Below are 14659 nucleotides of genomic sequence, written 5' to 3'. Positions count from 1 at the left end.
GAGCAGTAAGAAAATATAAAATTGTGTAAAAGACATAATATTATTTGTCTTAGGCATCTAAACACGCCTGTAGCCGTACCGAGACGGCCGTCCTAACCCGTCCGTCGATTCAAGCGGTCGCACTCGAATCGACGGAAACGGTCTCCAGCGGGGCACACGATTAACCCCATCGACGCCGTACGCGGATGCGGGGGTACGAGATGACGCAACTACGCTCGAGAACGGGAGAACGATGACGCGGCGAATCGCAATCGTCGGCGGCGGGGTCGGCGGGACCGTCCTCGCCAATCGACTCGCCGACGAACTGGCCGAGGAGATAGACGCGGGCGAGGTCGAGGTGTCGCTGGTTACGGACAGTCCGGAACACGTCTACAAGCCCGTGTTCCTCTACGTCGCGTTCGGGATGCGAGACGTAGCGGACGGCGTGCGACCGCTCGACCAACTGCTGGACCGTCGGGTCAGGCTCCGCATCGCGCACGTCCAGCAAATCGACACAGACGCGAAGCGAATCGAGCGCGACGACGGCGCGACGCTCGACTACGACTACCTCGTCGTGACGACCGGCGCGGAACTCGCACCCGAGACAGTACCGGGCCTCGTCGAGGGGGCACACCACTACTACAGTCCAGACGGGGCGACCGCGCTCCGAGACGCGCTGGCCGAGTTCACCGAAGGCAGAATCGTACTCGGCGTCGTCGGGATGCCCCACATGTGCCCGGTCGCGCCGCTGGAGTTCGTCTTTATCGCCGACGCGTGGTTCGGCGAGCGCGGACTGGGCGAGGACGTGTCCATCACCTACACCTATCCGGCCGACCGCGCTCACTCGCTGGATGCCATCGCCGACTGGGCGGAACCCCGACTCGCCGACCGTGGCATCGAGACCGTCACGTCGTTCGAGGTGGCGTCGGTCGCCCCCGACGAGCGAATCGTCACTGCTACCGACGGCGAGCGACTGGACTACGACCTGTTCGTGACGATTCCGCCCCACCGGGGCGACCCGCTGATAGCCCGGTCGGGACTCGGCGACGAGGGCTGGATAGACGTAGACCAGCACACACTGGAGGCCGAGCGAGCAGACGACGTGTACGCGTTCGGTGACAACGCCGACCTGCCGACGAGCAAGGCCGGAAGCGCCGCCCACTACGAGGCCAGCGTCGTCGCCAAGCGACTGGCGAGTCGCGTTCGCGGTCGGACGCCGACCGCGGTATACTCGGGCAAGACGCTCTGCTTCGTCGAGGCGGGCCTCGACGAAGCGACCTACGTCTCGCTCGATTACGAGACCCAACCGGACCTGCCGGAGCCATCGCGCACGATTCACTGGGCGAAACTGGCGTACAACGAATCCTACTGGCTGACCGCACGAGGACTTCTGTAACCATGTCAGAACCCGACTCGACGCAGGAAGACGCAGTAACCGAAGCGATTGCAGACCACTCCGAGGAGGTCACCGAGTTCGCCGAGAGACTCGACGTCGTGAACGAACTGTTGGCGTCCGCGGAACTCGGCATGGCGGCGCTCGACGACGACATGGTGGTCTCGCTCGCGGGTACCGGCGAATCGCTGGGCGAACTGGCCGACGCAAGTACCGAACCCGAGACTGCCCGAGGGTTGCGAACCCTCGTGGACGCCGTCGGCGAGGTCGAAGCCGACGACTCGGTGCCCGAGGAGATGGGACCGCTAGCGCTCGTCGGCGCGCTCGGGGACCCGGACGTTCAGCGAGGACTCGGCTACCTCGTCGCGGTCGCGCAGGCTCTCGGTCGAAACGTGCGAGAAAACGGCGAGGAGAGTGGCTGACGAGTCGGCGAGTGACGAGTAAACGCAGGTCGGACGCGTACGGGTCCGACGTTACTGGAACCCGATCCGGTCGTTCCGGCGGTCTTGGGTCGGACTCGACGACCCGCCCTTGAACTCGTCTTTCATCTGCTCGTAGTAGTCCAGCAGGTCTTCGGTGATGGTCGGCCGGACGTTCTCCATCGCCTGCCGGAAGTGGCTCATGCCGACCTCGGTGGCCTCGTCGTCCTCGCGGAGCGCCTCGATGGCGGCCTCGCGGGCGATGGATTCGAGGTCGCTACCCACGTAGCCGTCCGTAATCTCGGCGAGTTCGCGGAGGCTCACGTCGGCCGACAGCGGCGTGTCGTCGGTGTGAATCTTGAGAATCTGCTCGCGGCCCTCCTCGTCGGGCTGGCCGATCATGACGAGGCGGTCGAACCGGCCCGACCGGATGAGGGCGGGGTCTATCATGTCCGGGCGGTTGGTCGCGCCGATGACCATCACGTCGCCCTTCTCTTCGAGGCCGTCGAGTTCGGTCAGCAGTTGGTTGACCACGCGCTCGGAGACGTTGCTCCCCATCTCCTGACTGCGCGAGGGCGCGAGGCTGTCCAACTCGTCGAAGAAGATGACCGTCGGAGAGACCTGCCGGGCCTTCCGGAAGGTCTGGCGGATGGCCTTCTCGGACTCGCCGACCCATTTGCTGAGCAGTTGCGGCCCGCGGACCGAGATGAAGTTCGCGTTGGTCTCGTTGGCCACGGCCTTCGCCATCAGGGTCTTGCCCGTGCCGGGCGGGCCGTAGAGCAGGACCCCGCTCGGCGGTTCGATGCCGAGGCGCTGGAACTTCTCGGGCGAGGAGAGCGGCCACTCGACGCTCTCTTTGACCTGCTGTTGGGCCTCTTCGAGACCGCCCACGTCGTCCCACGAGATTTTCGGCAGTTCCACGAGGACTTCGCGCATCGCGGAGGGTTCGACCTCGTTGAGCGCGCCGTTGAAGTCCTGCCGCTTGACTATCATCCGGTCGATGAGGCTCGGCGGGATGTCCTCCTCGTCCAAGTCGATTTCGGGGAGGTACCGCCGCAGGGCCTTCATCGCGGCCTCCTTCGTCAGGCTCTCGATGTCCGCGCCGACGAAGCCGTGGGTGTCGTTGGCGAGGCTCCCGAGGTTCACGTCGTCCGACAGCGGCATCCCGCGGGTGTGAATCTGGAGAATCTCCTCGCGGCCGGTCTCGTCCGGCACGCCGATTTCGATTTCGCGGTCGAACCGGCCCGGACGCCGCAGGGCGGGGTCAACCGAGTCCACGCGGTTGGTCGCCGCGATGACGATGACCTGCCCGCGCGACTCCAGTCCGTCCATCATGGTCAGCAGTTGCGCGACCACGCGGCGCTCGACCTCGCCGGTCACGTCCTCGCGCTTCGGCGCGATAGAGTCCAACTCGTCGATGAAGATGATGGAGGGCGACTCCTCGGTGGCGTCCTCGAAGATTTCCCGAAGCTGTTGCTCGGACTCGCCGTAGTATTTCGAGATGATTTCCGGCCCCGCGATGGAGAAGAAGCTCGCGGAGGTCTCGTTGGCGACGGCCTTCGCAAGCAGGGTCTTACCCGTGCCGGGCGGGCCGTGAAGCAGCACGCCTTGGGGCGGCTCGATGCCCAGCTTCTTGAAGATCTGGGGGTGCTTCATCGGGAGTTCGACCATCTCCCGGACGCGCTGAATCTCGTTTTCGAGGCCGCCGATGTCCTCGTAGGTGATGCCGCCGCCGGTCTTCTCGAAGCCCGAGATGGGTTCCTCTCGCAACTCGACCTCGGTGTCCTCGGTGATGAGACAGACGCCCTCCGGCTCGGTCTCGACCGCGATGAGCGGAATCGCCTGCCCCGGCGAGCGCATGAACGGGTGGTTCGTACTCGACATCACGGGGACGATGTCGCGCTCGACCACCGGGCGCTTGAGAATCTGGCGCTTGACCATCCCGGCCGCGTCCGAACCGAACTGGACGCTGGCCTCCTCGGGCGGCGCGAGGACGAGTTTGTCGGCCTTCTCGGCCTCGGCCTTCCGAATCTCGACGCGCTCGCCGATGCCAACGTCGGCGTTCTGCCGCGTGAACCCGTCGATGCGGACGGTGTCGGTGTTCCAGTCCTGCCGGTCGGCCCGCCAGACCTTCGCGGCAGTCGTGTCACCGCCTTCGATTTCGATGATGTCGCCCGGGCTCAGCTTCAGATGCAGGAGCGTGTCCGGGTCGAGACGGGCGATACCGCGTCCCGAATCGTTCGGGTACGCCTTTGCCACCTCTAGTTGGACTTCATTCATGATTCAGTAATACGGGGATTGTTTGTCGATGTGCGCCCGCGAAGGATAAGTCCTTTGCTACCGGGGTATTCGTCCACTAAACCGGCCAACGGCGTCGTCACGTCCGGGCGCATGCTATGATTTTGCATACGTGTTCGCGCTACAAAGCAGTTTGGTGTACTGGTGTCGTTTGTGGTACATCGAGGAGTGCGCTCGGCGAAAAACTGTGTGGAACGCGTTCGAATCACGGACTAAGATTCCCACCGCACGCAGAACTGCGCGCGGTGGGCCGGGAGACACGGGGCGCGGTGCGGTACCGGTCTCCTGCGTTCCAGACTGAAGGCCCACAATCATCGCCTTTTTCGCCGCGAGCGTCCAATCTACCGCCATGAAGACGCTCGCATTCGACGGTCGAATGGGCGCGAGTGGCGACATGATACTCGCGGCCCTGCTGGCGGCAGGCGCGGACCGCGACGCGCTCGCCCCCGTCGAGGAGGCCCTGCCGGTGCGCTACGAAGTCGGCGAGACCCGCAAGAACGGCATCTCGGCGACGACTGTCTCGGTCCTGCTGGAGGACGACGGAGATGCCTCGGACGAGGCGAAGACAGAGAACGCCGACCACGGCCACAGCCACGACCACTCCGACGAGGAACACAGCCACGACCATTCTCACGGAGACGCCCACTCTCACGACGAGGGACACGGCCACGACCACGACCATTCTCACGACCACGCCGACCACGACCATTCCCACGAGGGACACGGCCACGACCACACCCACGCCGAAGGCTCCGGACCGCTCCGGACCTACCCCGAGGTGGTCGAGATAGTCGAATCCATGACGCTCCCCGAGCGCGCCGAGGCCGACGCCCTCGCCGTCTTCGAACTCCTCGGCGAGGCCGAGGCGAGCGTCCACGGCACCGACCTCGACTCGACGCACTTCCACGAGGTCGGCGCGGACGACGCCATCGCCGACGTGGTCGGCGCGGCGCTCCTGATAGACGACTTGGCTCCCGACCGTGTCGTGACGACACCCCTCGCCACGGGCGGCGGCGAGATGGAGATGAGCCACGGCGTCTACCCCGTGCCGACGCCCGCGGTCGTGGAAATCGCCGAGCGCGCCGACTGGTCGCTCCGGGGCGGCCCGGTCGAGGCCGAACTGCTGACCCCGACCGGCGCGGCGGTGCTGGCACACTTCGCGGAGGGGGTCGAATCGCTGCCCTCGATTCGGCTGGACTCGTCGGGCTACGGCGCTGGCGGGTACGACTTCCCCGACCATCCGAACGTCCTGCGGGCGATGGTAGGGGAAAGCGAGGAGGGCGGCCTCGTGCGCGACGACATCGCGGTCCTCGAAACCAATCTGGACGACGCGCCGCCCGAGATTCTGGGCGGTCTGCAGGAGTCGCTCGCCGAGGTCGGCGCGCGCGACGTGTCGATCGTCCCGCTGACGATGAAGAAGTCCCGGCCGGGCCACCTCGTGAAGGTCGTCTGCAAGCCCGAGGACGCCGAGGCCGTCGCGCGCCGCCTCGCCGAGGAGACCGGCACGCTCGGGATTCGCCAGTCGGGGGCGACCCACCGCTGGATAGCGAATCGGGAGTTCGAGACGGTCACGGTGGACCTCGACGGCGGACGCTACGAAATCACGGTCAAACTCGCCAGCGACGAGGACGGCGCAGTCTACGACGTGAGCGCCGAGTACGACGACTGCGCGGCGGCGGCGAAAGACGCGGGCGTGGCGGTGCGCGAGGTGATGCGCCGCGCCGAGAACAATATCTCCATTTTCAACTAAACCGAACTATTTTTATCTAATTAGTATTCATATAATTATATGCCGTCGATGACGCTTTGCGAATTTCATGCACAAAATTTCAAGTCGATTGTTGACTCTGGTGGGTTAGAGACAGACGACCTCAATATCTTTATTGGGAAGAATGATGCTGGGAAATCATCAATCTTGGAGGCTATTGACTGTCTTTTAAGCAGAGATAAACCGAGTAACCACCATTTTCATCAAAAAGAAGCAGATGAAATTGTCCTTACTGGGACGTTTATCGACATTCCCGATACACTCCGGGAACAGCTTCACGATGACTACGCTCCTGAAAGCGATAAAATTACTATACGAAGGGAATTCAAACGGAGAGAGAACACGACGCCGAGTGCTACCACTTACGTCAACGGAGAGGAACTATCTGCGGGCGCTATCGTCTACGACGACGAGCGACTTACAAAAGCCCAATCGAGAAATCACATCTGGGAGCAGTTTCTTCCTCGGCCAATCTGGATTCCGGCCGAGCGCGACGTGAAGGAAGAGACGAAATTGAAAGGCGGGACGATTCTGAATGACTTACTTGAACCGATACTTAAGCGGGGTGGTATCGACGAGGACGATTCGCTACAGGACCACATTGATAATCTTGAGGATTCTCTTACGGCGACTGCATCTGACCTCGGAACAGAACTCACCGACAAAATGCAGTCACACATGCCGGATGTGGCTAACATCAACGTAGAGACTGGCTCCGTGAAGATATCGAAGGCTATCTCTCCAACGATATCGATTGAGGATAGATACATGCCGGAAGACGTGAACGTCTCAGAACGCGGTTCCGGCGTTGGGAGTCTCCTTATTCTCTCTCTGATGCAGACATATGTGGACCAAGAAGTCGGCGAAGGATACTGTCTCTTGTTTGAGGAACCGGGGAACTTCCTCCATCCGGCCGCGGAGCGAAAAATGCTAAACGCCCTTCGGAGCATTGCCGAGAAAGGACAAGCCTACATTTCGACGCACTCGCAGGTGATGATAGATCAAAAGAGCGATGCGAACCTCTACGTCGTCCGTCGAACCGATGGTAAGACGGGTGTTACACACGTTGGAGACGATGCTTTCGCAGCCATTAACGAAATCGGGGCGCGAAATAGCGACATCCTCCAGAGTGACTTCGTTATCTACGTCGAAGGACCTACTGAAGTCAAGGTTGTCGAAGAAATCGCACGGTGTGCTATCGACGACTGGACAGAACACAACATCACGGTTCAACATCTCGGTGGGACTGGGAATATGATTCACTGCGAACCAGAACGTCTAGCACGGATTAATCGGAACTTCGCAATTCTGCTTGACAGCGATCAGAAATCGGCGGACGGACGGCCAAAAGCAGAGGTACGTGAAATTCAGGACCGATTTCACGACCACGACACACGGTGTAAGGTATTAGAACGGCGAGAAATTGAAAATTACTACTCTCACGAGTCAATAAACGAGATTTGTTACCTCAACGTGGATGAATCGTTTGTCGGGAAATACGACGATATGGAAGAGAAGATCAACCGATGTATGGATGATGGTTACGGATTTAATAAAATAGAAGATGGTAAGAAAATTGTTAAACACATGTATGAGAACGGTGAGCAGATAGCCGAAGTAGAAGATTTCCTGTGGGAGTGCGTAGCTGAAGTAGCAGAGTAACAGTCACTCCTGACGATGCTCGTCCATCGCCTCCTCTAAAGTGAGGTCCCCCGCCGCGACTCGCCTCGCCAACTCCTCGTCGATTTCCCGGTTGTCGTCGGCCCGCTCGCGTGACTTGTTCTGGATGACCTGCAACTCCCCGGCGGTCGGTTCCACGTCGCGGCCCTCGACGCGCTCGCCCTCCAATCGGGCGATGTTGACGGCGGCCAGCACGTCGCCCATGCCCCGCGCGCCGGTCCCGAGATAGGGCGTCGTGCCGGTCTCGTCTACGAGTTCGACCGGGACCTCCTCCAGTTCGCGGATGAGTTGCCCGCCCTGCAAGCGCGCGCCGTCGCCGATGCGGACCACGGGGTCCACGGCGTCCTCGACCTCGCGGCGCACCGTCTCGGCCACGTCGGAGAGCGGGACGTGGAAGGCCGCGACCACCATGTCGCCCGACAGGACGGCGATGCCGGGCCGCGTGCCGGGGTCGATGCCGACGATGGTCCGGCCCTCGCCGCCGCGCAGTCTGGCGAGCGCTTCGTCCACCGCGCGCCGTGGGTTGTCAGGGACCGCCACGACGGTCTCGACGTTTTGGACCTCGATTTCGTCGGTGTCGATAGTGTCGTCGCCTTCGGCGCGGATGAGAACCGTCGCGCCGTCCGGGAGCGAGTCGCCGGGTTCGACCGTGGTGAAGGTCACGCCCCGGTCGCGCAACTCGTTGACCACGCCGTGGTACACCTCGAAGTTCTCGGTAGCGACGACGACTGTCACGAGTCGAGGGTTCGGTTTCGGGGGTCAAAAGTTCAACTGGCTCGGGTGAGAGAGTAGTGATAGGTTCAAAATCGAGAATATAAAGAGTAGACGTTGAACTTGCTTCTCAGAAATTGCCTTAACTAGTGTTCTATCACCAAGAATTCTTGCAGTCTTCACATAAAACCAAATTTCCTAGGACTTCTTGACGACCAGATGAGCTAATTGTATCGTCATTCCAATCAATATCTGCTATTTGGTATCGTGCGAATTCGCCACAATAGGTGCATTTTCCATCGGTCGTCGAATCTTCAATAAGTTTTCCTCCATCCTCATCGCAAATATCTAATTTCTTTTCCGTCTCTGTATCCACAAGGCAATATTCTGCCCGGTTTTGTATTTCTTCTGAACAAAGCTCACAGAATCCCATAGACGAGAAACCAACACCATAGATAATAAATCATTATGTTATTTAATTGTGTGTGTGAGGTGATTTATAACATATCTGCTTATCAGAGTCTCTCTACCGGAGATTCAACACGCTGAAGCGACCAAGTCCCTTCAGGGCACGACCGGCCGACCCCTTCAGTCCACCCGGACTAGCGGTTGGTCAGTCGAGCGCGTCCCGGTGGAACGACTCACCGAGCGCATCCCCGACGTGAGGCCCCACCCTCACCACCTTCACCCCGGAATCACGCCCCTTCCGGGTGCGGGCCGTCGGCAAGCGTCCCGCAACACCGCATCCGCCAGACGCCATCGCCGTCTACGAGTTCACCCGTGAACTCCGCCTGGTTCTCCTCGACGCATTGAGGGCACTCCAAGACGGTTGCGACCATCATACTAGATGTGATAACATCACTCATGGACATAAGCGATTCGATACTTCGTATCTGAGTTACCAGTCCCGAGTGACTTTTTCTGCGGGATGACGTTTCCATGGGAACCGTCGGCGTGCGCAGTTCTGCGCGCGCCGACAAGGGTCGTCGCGTCGATAGGGGTCACACAGAGCGACTGTGCCACCAACCCCCACGAATCCGAACGCTGACCGCGAATCCGGAGGCTTTAGGCCGGGTAGGACCAACCCTCGGTCGTGAACCACGAGTCCATCCCGACCGGATGCGGTCCCCTCGACGACCTCCTCGGTGGCGGGTTCGAGGTCGGCACCGTCACGCAGGTCTACGGTCCGCCCGCCGCCGGCAAGACCAACGTCGCGCTGGGCGCGGCGGTCGAAGTCGCCGCCGACGGCGGCACCGCGGTCTACATCGACACCGAGGGGCTGTCGCTCTCCCGGTTCGAGCAGGTTGCCGAGGCCCGCGCCGAGGAGGTCGGCGCGGACGACATCGAAGACCTGACCTCCCGAATCATCGTCAAGGAGGCCTACGACTTCGCCGAACAGGAGGAGGCGGTCCGCGACACCGCCGAACTCGCCGAGCGCGCCGACCTCGTGGTCCTCGACAGCGCGACCGGGTTCTACCGCCTCCAGCGGGCCGAAGACGAGGAGGGCGGCGAGGCCCTCCGCGAGGTCGCCAGTCAGGTCACGCACCTCCTCTCGCTGGCGCGCAAACACGATTTGGCGGTCGTCCTGACGAATCAGGTCTACACCGACCCCGACAGCGACCGCACTCGACCGCTCGGGGGGCACACCCTCGAACACTGGACCGGCACGGTCGTCCGCATCGAGCGATTCCGCGGGGGCAACCGGCGCGCGACCCTCGAAAAGCACCGCGCAAAGGCCGCGGGCGAAAAGGTCCAGTTCCGGATTACCGACGCGGGACTCGAAGCCGTCGAGGACGGCGTGGGCGTCTGAGGCCGAACTCTGAAACAACAACGTTCTAACAAATAAACGTCGGGTGCGATTTTCGCGCTCGGGGAACTGTCGGACCGCCCACGTGTGACCGACCCGAAGTTTCGGCGAGGTTCGACAATGAAGGTTCCCGCTTTCCCGCGACCGCATCGCCGCTCCGAACCGACGCCCCCGAGGGAGGTTGCGAGATGAATCGCCGCCTGCTGCTCCTCGCGCTGGCCTGTTCGCTCGTCCTGTCCGGTTGCCTCGGCGGGGCCGGGAGCGGGCCGGACGCGACCGCGACGACTACGCCAGACGCGCCTGCAACGACCACAGCGGACTCAACTACGGCAGACGCGACCACAGCAGACACAACCGCAACAACCACAGCAGACACGACCGCGACGACCGCCGCATCGCCCCGGCCCCGAACCTACGACACCCGGGAGGCGCTCGCGGACGACGCGCCGTTCTCAGTGCCCGAACCGAACGTCTCCGAACCGTTCGCGTTCGAGAGCGCCGTTCTGATGGAACTCCCCGATAGCGAGTACGTCGCCATGGCGTACCACCACGTCCGGAACGGAACCCTCCAGAACGTCGTCTCGGTCCGGAAGGCCGAGAACGAGTCGGCCTACGACCTGACCGCGGGGAACGCGACGACAGTCGGCGACCGCGACGCGCGCTACGCCGAGGAGGACGGCGGCGGGAAGTTCGTCTGGGAGTGCGACAGCTACGTCTACCGAGTGAGCGTCGAAACGTTCACCGACGAGGTCGGCGAGCGCGAACTCCGCGAGGTCGCCGAATCCGTCGGGTGCGAGTGAAAATTACTCGACGAGGACCGCGTTCACGTTGCCGGACTGGCCGGGTCGGGACGTGACGCGGGCCTTGCCTTCGCTGGTGTCGATGACTGCGCCCTTGGTGACGATGTTCCGTCGGACGTAGTTGGGGTTGGCGTCGTTCTCGACGACGTCCTCGATTTCGGCCTCGACGGTCTCGCCGCCCTTGGCGACGCTCGCCACGTCGGTCGAGAGCGCGCGGACCTTCTCGGTGTTGCCGCGGGCGTCGATGGTCCGGAGGCGGGTCTCGCCGACCGTGGTCTCGGTGGGTTCACGGCCCAACTGGTGCTTTTTCTTCTTGTCGTGCGGGCGGAGTCGACCGCCGGTTCGGGAGCGCGTGGAACGTCCTTGGTCTTTCATACCCGGAAAATCCGCCACGGGCGTACTTATATCCAACCTTTCGCGTCGGCGCGAGTCAGGGTGAGGTCAGGGCGGGGACAAGGGAGGTCGGGCCGACTCGAACCCGGAGGAGTCCGACTCGGTCCCTGCCCCTCTTTGAAGACTAATCTTCTTCAAAACGCCGAATCGTTCTCCGAATTCCTCGTCCTTAAGTACGTCCGATACCGAGTCCCGAATAGATAATCATGGCAGACGGAGTTACCACCGACGAGCGCGTCACCGTCTCGCAGGTGATGGACCGAATCCCCGTCGGCGCTTTCCACCGCCGCCTGCTGGCGATTTGCGGAAGCGCGTGGGCGTTCGACGGCATGGAGGTCATCATCATCAGCTTCACGCTCCCGGTTCTCATCTCGGCGTGGGGGCTGTCGGGCCTCTCTGCCGGACTCCTCGGGAGCGCGAGCCTCGTCGGCATGATAGCCGGAAACTGGGTGTGGGGCTGGTACGCCGACAAGCACGGCCGAATCGACGCCTTCCAGTGGACCGTGCTGACTTACTCGGTGTTCGCGGGACTCACGGCCTTCGCCACCGGATTCTACTCCGGGTTCGCGCTCCGGTTCCTGACCGGCGTCGGGCTGGGCGGCGCGCTCGCGGTGGACACCTCCTACCTCTCGGAACACCTGCCGACCGACCGGCGGGGGCGCTATCTGGTCTACCTCGACGCCTTCTGGCCGCTGGGCAACGTGCTGGCGGTCGTGCTGGCGTGGCTGTTCCTCTCGGCGCTCCCCGGTACTGCCGGTACCGTGGCGCTCCCGGTCGTCGGCGAGGTCGCGGGGTGGCGACTCCTGTTCGCAAGCGCGGCCTTCCCGGCCCTGCTGGTGTTCGTGATTCGCTCCCAGCTCCGGGAGACGCCATACTACCTCGCTCGCCGAGGAGACATCGACGGGGCCAACGAGCGCATCCGGGCCATCGCCGAGGAGAACGGCGAGGAGTTCACGCCCATCAGCGCCGAGTCGGTCGAGACCACCGAGTCGGCCGGATACTCGCGGCTCTTCGAGGGTGACCTCCGCGCCCGAACCGCGATGATAGCGACCGCGTGGTTCGCCATCAACTTCGGCTACTACGGCGTGTTCATCTGGCTCCCCCAGACGGTCGGCGCGGCGGGCGTGGTCGAGAGCATCTCCGTCGGGAGCGTCACGCTCGAAGGCATCTACGTCTACTTCTTGCTCATCGCTTTGGTCCAGTTCCCCGGCTACTTCAGCGCGGCCTACCTCGTGGAGAAGATCGGTCGCAGGCCCACGCTCGGGAGCTATCTCGCCCTCTCGGGGCTGTTCACCTTCGTCTTCGCGGCCTCGATGCCCAACGTCTCGCTGTTCGGCGCGGGCCTGTCGGGCTTCTGGCCGTTCTTCGGCGGCCTGCTCGCGGCGAGTTTCTTCACCCTCGGCGCGTGGGGTGCCATCTACGCCTACACGCCGGAACTGTTCCCGACCGAGGTCCGGGCCACCGGCAACGGGTTCGCTGGCGGCGTCGGCAAGGTCGGCGCGGTCCTCGGCCCGATTTTGGCTGGCGCGCTGGTCGAGACGGGGTATCTGGCGGCGCTCGCGCCCCTCGCGGTCGCGTTCGTCCTCGGCGGCCTCGTGGTGCTTGCGTTCGGCCGCGAGACGATGGGCGAACCGCTGTTCTGAGGGTGTTTCGGGGACGCCCATCCCTCAATCCCGGAGGAACTTACGTCTCCGCACCGAACGAACGAGCATGGGCTGGATACGAGAGGTCTCTTTCGACCGGGAACGGTTGGCGTGGTGGCTGGTCGCCGTCGCGCTGGCCGTCGCGGTCGGCTACGTCGTCGCCGCCTTCCTCGGGACGTTTCTGCTCGGCCTGTTCGTCTACTACGCGACGCGGCCGATGTACCGGCGCTTGCTCGGCCGACTGCGCCAACCGACGCTGACCGCCGCCACGGCGCTGCTGGGATTGGCTTTCCCCGGACTGGTTCTGCTGGGCTACACCGTGGTCGTCAGCGTCCGCGAGTTGAGTTCGCTGGCGGGCGTCGGCTTCGCCGAATTCGAGGGGCTCCTCGGCCCCTACGTGGACACGTCGCTGCTGCTCGACCCCCAGAAACTCGTCGGTCTCGCGCAGGCGAATCCCCAACAGTTGCAACAACTCGTCTCTGACCGCGGAGCAGAGGCCGTCAGCGACCTCTTTGCCTCGGTCGTCGCAGTTCTCGGCGTTCTCGCCAGCACCGCACTCGGTATCGTCATTACCCTCGTCGTCGCGTTCTACCTCCTGCGGGACGACCACCGACTCGCGGCGTGGTTCCGCGACGAGGTCGCTGGCGAGGACAGTCCCACCGTCGCGTTCGCCCGAGAGGTGGACGACGACCTCGAAACCGTCTACTTCGGTAACATTCTGACCGCGTTCGTCATCGGCATCCTGTCTGCCGTCGTCTACAACCTCCTCGACCTAATCGCTCCGGCAGTCGTCTCTGTTCCGTCGCCGACCCTGCTGGGGTTGCTGACGGGACTTGCGAGCCTGATTCCGGTGGTCGGTATGAAGTTGGTCTACGTCCCGCTGGGCATCGTGCTGGCAGTCGTGGCGGGCGTGACCGACCCCGCCCTGCTGTGGTTCCCGGTGGTCTTTCTGCTCGTAACGTTCGTGGTAGTCGATACGGTTCCGGAACTCGTCCTGCGACCCTACGTCTCGGGCCGGGACCTCCACACCGGTCTCGTCATGCTGGCGTACGTCCTCGGTCCGGTGCTGTTCGGCTGGTACGGCCTGTTTCTCGGCCCGCTCCTGCTCGTGCTGGTCGTCCACTTCGTGCGAATCATCGTGCCCGAACTGGTCGAACGCGACGAGTTCGAGGTCGAGGGCGGGAAAGTCGAACACGAGACCGGGGTCGCCGAGTCGCCGCCGACGCACCGCCGCGCCGTCTTCCGCGCTCCGGTCCGGGCACTCGACCCGCGTCAGCGTCCGGACGGGACGGAGCGGACGCCCGACGGCGGGTCGGACGAACGCTGACCTCCTCGCGCTTCTCGAAGACGGGCGTCCCCGGATTCCCGATGTCCTCGTCCCCTCGACGCCGCAGGGCGAAAAGCACCTCGCTCAGGGCGCACTTGCCCGCTAAAATCGGCTCGCCGGTCTCGGTGAACTCGGCGGTTTTCCTGTTTAACTCGTCCAGCGCGAACTCGTCGCCGACTTCCCCGAGGGCCTCGCCGACGACCTCGTCGTTCCGGTCGCTCCCGTCGTTCAGGTTGGAAGCGTAGGCTTCGACGTTCGAGACCACTCGTTCGGCCATGTCGTCGTAGGTTCGCTGGCCCGACCGCTCGGGGTCCCGAATCTCCTTGGCGTACTCCAGCATGCGCTTGCTCTCGTCGACCGCCTCGTCCCAGTTCTCGACCCAGACGACCGCGTCGTTGAGCGTGCCGTTGGCGGTCGCGTCGTCGGGCCGGTAGAGTTCCG

The 14659-nt window shown here is 63.1% G+C and carries 13 protein-coding genes; 8 read left to right on the top strand and 5 right to left on the bottom strand.

Going from position 1 to position 14659, the window contains the following annotated elements; genetic code table 11:
- Positions 1–232 precede the first annotated feature (232 nt).
- Both EPL01_RS04895 and EPL01_RS04890 read left to right on the top strand, forming a co-directional pair.
- Entirely contained in the window at positions 233–1375 is a 1143-nt protein-coding gene (locus tag EPL01_RS04895; RefSeq protein WP_135824146.1) for an NAD(P)/FAD-dependent oxidoreductase, read from the top strand.
- Between the two features lie 2 nt (positions 1376–1377).
- Positions 1378–1794 (top strand): helical membrane plugin domain-containing protein, encoded by a 417-nt coding sequence (locus tag EPL01_RS04890; protein WP_135824145.1) that lies wholly within the window; start codon positions 1378–1380, stop codon positions 1792–1794.
- A 51-nt stretch (positions 1795–1845) separates the two neighbouring features.
- Here the strand turns inward: EPL01_RS04890 and EPL01_RS04885 are convergent, their stop codons facing one another.
- Complete coding sequence (locus EPL01_RS04885) at positions 1846–4071, bottom strand: CDC48 family AAA ATPase (protein WP_135824144.1); 2226 nt, start codon at positions 4069–4071, stop codon at positions 1846–1848.
- 367 nt (positions 4072–4438) lie between these two features.
- Between EPL01_RS04885 and larC the strand changes: the two genes are divergently transcribed.
- The gene (larC, locus tag EPL01_RS04880; protein WP_135824143.1) at positions 4439–5839 is read left to right on the top strand and encodes a nickel pincer cofactor biosynthesis protein LarC; all 1401 of its coding nucleotides are present in this window, start codon (positions 4439–4441) and stop codon (positions 5837–5839) included.
- A 39-nt stretch (positions 5840–5878) separates the two neighbouring features.
- Positions 5879–7519, top strand: coding sequence for an ATP-dependent nuclease (locus tag EPL01_RS04875; protein ID WP_135824142.1), 1641 nt, complete (start codon positions 5879–5881; stop codon positions 7517–7519).
- A gap of 3 nt (positions 7520–7522) precedes the next feature.
- On the opposite strand, the gene EPL01_RS04870 is transcribed toward EPL01_RS04875, so the two are convergent.
- From EPL01_RS04870 to EPL01_RS21470, 3 genes are all read right to left on the bottom strand, one after another.
- Complete coding sequence (locus EPL01_RS04870) at positions 7523–8272, bottom strand: hypothetical protein (protein WP_135824141.1); 750 nt, start codon at positions 8270–8272, stop codon at positions 7523–7525.
- Positions 8273–8405: 133 nt separating this feature from the next.
- Positions 8406–8681, bottom strand: coding sequence for a hypothetical protein (locus EPL01_RS04865; RefSeq protein WP_135824140.1), 276 nt, complete (start codon positions 8679–8681; stop codon positions 8406–8408).
- Positions 8682–8943: 262 nt separating this feature from the next.
- Positions 8944–9090 (bottom strand): hypothetical protein, encoded by a 147-nt coding sequence (locus EPL01_RS21470; protein ID WP_168215814.1) that lies wholly within the window; start codon positions 9088–9090, stop codon positions 8944–8946.
- 251 nt (positions 9091–9341) lie between these two features.
- Here EPL01_RS21470 and radB point away from each other — a divergent pair, with 251 nt between their 5' ends.
- The gene (radB, locus tag EPL01_RS04860; protein ID WP_135824139.1) at positions 9342–10058 is read left to right on the top strand and encodes a DNA repair and recombination protein RadB; all 717 of its coding nucleotides are present in this window, start codon (positions 9342–9344) and stop codon (positions 10056–10058) included.
- A 185-nt stretch (positions 10059–10243) separates the two neighbouring features.
- Positions 10244–10855 carry a hypothetical protein gene (locus tag EPL01_RS04855; protein WP_135824138.1) on the top strand — a complete coding sequence of 204 codons (612 nt, stop codon included), beginning with the start codon at positions 10244–10246 and terminating at the stop codon, positions 10853–10855.
- Between the two features lie 3 nt (positions 10856–10858).
- Here the strand turns inward: EPL01_RS04855 and EPL01_RS04850 are convergent, their stop codons facing one another.
- A complete protein-coding gene (locus tag EPL01_RS04850; RefSeq protein WP_135824137.1) occupies positions 10859–11230 on the bottom strand; it encodes a 30S ribosomal protein S8e in 372 nt (123 codons plus the stop codon).
- Between the two features lie 224 nt (positions 11231–11454).
- Here EPL01_RS04850 and EPL01_RS04845 point away from each other — a divergent pair, with 224 nt between their 5' ends.
- Both EPL01_RS04845 and EPL01_RS04840 read left to right on the top strand, forming a co-directional pair.
- Positions 11455–12891 carry an MFS transporter gene (locus EPL01_RS04845; RefSeq protein ID WP_135824136.1) on the top strand — a complete coding sequence of 479 codons (1437 nt, stop codon included), beginning with the start codon at positions 11455–11457 and terminating at the stop codon, positions 12889–12891.
- Between the two features lie 67 nt (positions 12892–12958).
- A complete protein-coding gene (locus EPL01_RS04840; protein WP_135824135.1) occupies positions 12959–14218 on the top strand; it encodes an AI-2E family transporter in 1260 nt (419 codons plus the stop codon).
- Positions 14219–14659: the final 441 nt, after the last annotated feature.

The sequence above is a fragment of the Halorussus ruber genome (assembly GCF_004765785.1).
Lineage (GTDB): Archaea > Halobacteriota > Halobacteria > Halobacteriales > Haladaptataceae > Halorussus > Halorussus ruber.
This window is presented reverse-complemented; position numbering and strand designations above follow the sequence as displayed.

Excerpts from the sequence above, each read along its gene's own strand:
- EPL01_RS04895 (WP_135824146.1), top strand. The coding sequence starts at position 233 with ATGACGCGGCGAATCGCAATCGTCGGCGGCGGGGTCGGCGGGACCGTC.
- EPL01_RS04890 (WP_135824145.1), top strand. The coding sequence starts at position 1,378 with ATGTCAGAACCCGACTCGACGCAGGAAGACGCAGTAACCGAAGCGATT.
- EPL01_RS04885 (WP_135824144.1), bottom strand. The coding sequence starts at position 4,071 with ATGAATGAAGTCCAACTAGAGGTGGCAAAGGCGTACCCGAACGATTCG.
- larC (WP_135824143.1), top strand. The coding sequence starts at position 4,439 with ATGAAGACGCTCGCATTCGACGGTCGAATGGGCGCGAGTGGCGACATG.
- EPL01_RS04875 (WP_135824142.1), top strand. The coding sequence starts at position 5,879 with ATGCCGTCGATGACGCTTTGCGAATTTCATGCACAAAATTTCAAGTCG.
- EPL01_RS04865 (WP_135824140.1), bottom strand. The coding sequence starts at position 8,681 with ATGGGATTCTGTGAGCTTTGTTCAGAAGAAATACAAAACCGGGCAGAA.
- EPL01_RS21470 (WP_168215814.1), bottom strand. The coding sequence starts at position 9,090 with ATGATGGTCGCAACCGTCTTGGAGTGCCCTCAATGCGTCGAGGAGAAC.
- EPL01_RS04855 (WP_135824138.1), top strand. The coding sequence starts at position 10,244 with ATGAATCGCCGCCTGCTGCTCCTCGCGCTGGCCTGTTCGCTCGTCCTG.
- EPL01_RS04850 (WP_135824137.1), bottom strand. The coding sequence starts at position 11,230 with ATGAAAGACCAAGGACGTTCCACGCGCTCCCGAACCGGCGGTCGACTC.
- EPL01_RS04845 (WP_135824136.1), top strand. The coding sequence starts at position 11,455 with ATGGCAGACGGAGTTACCACCGACGAGCGCGTCACCGTCTCGCAGGTG.
- EPL01_RS04840 (WP_135824135.1), top strand. The coding sequence starts at position 12,959 with ATGGGCTGGATACGAGAGGTCTCTTTCGACCGGGAACGGTTGGCGTGG.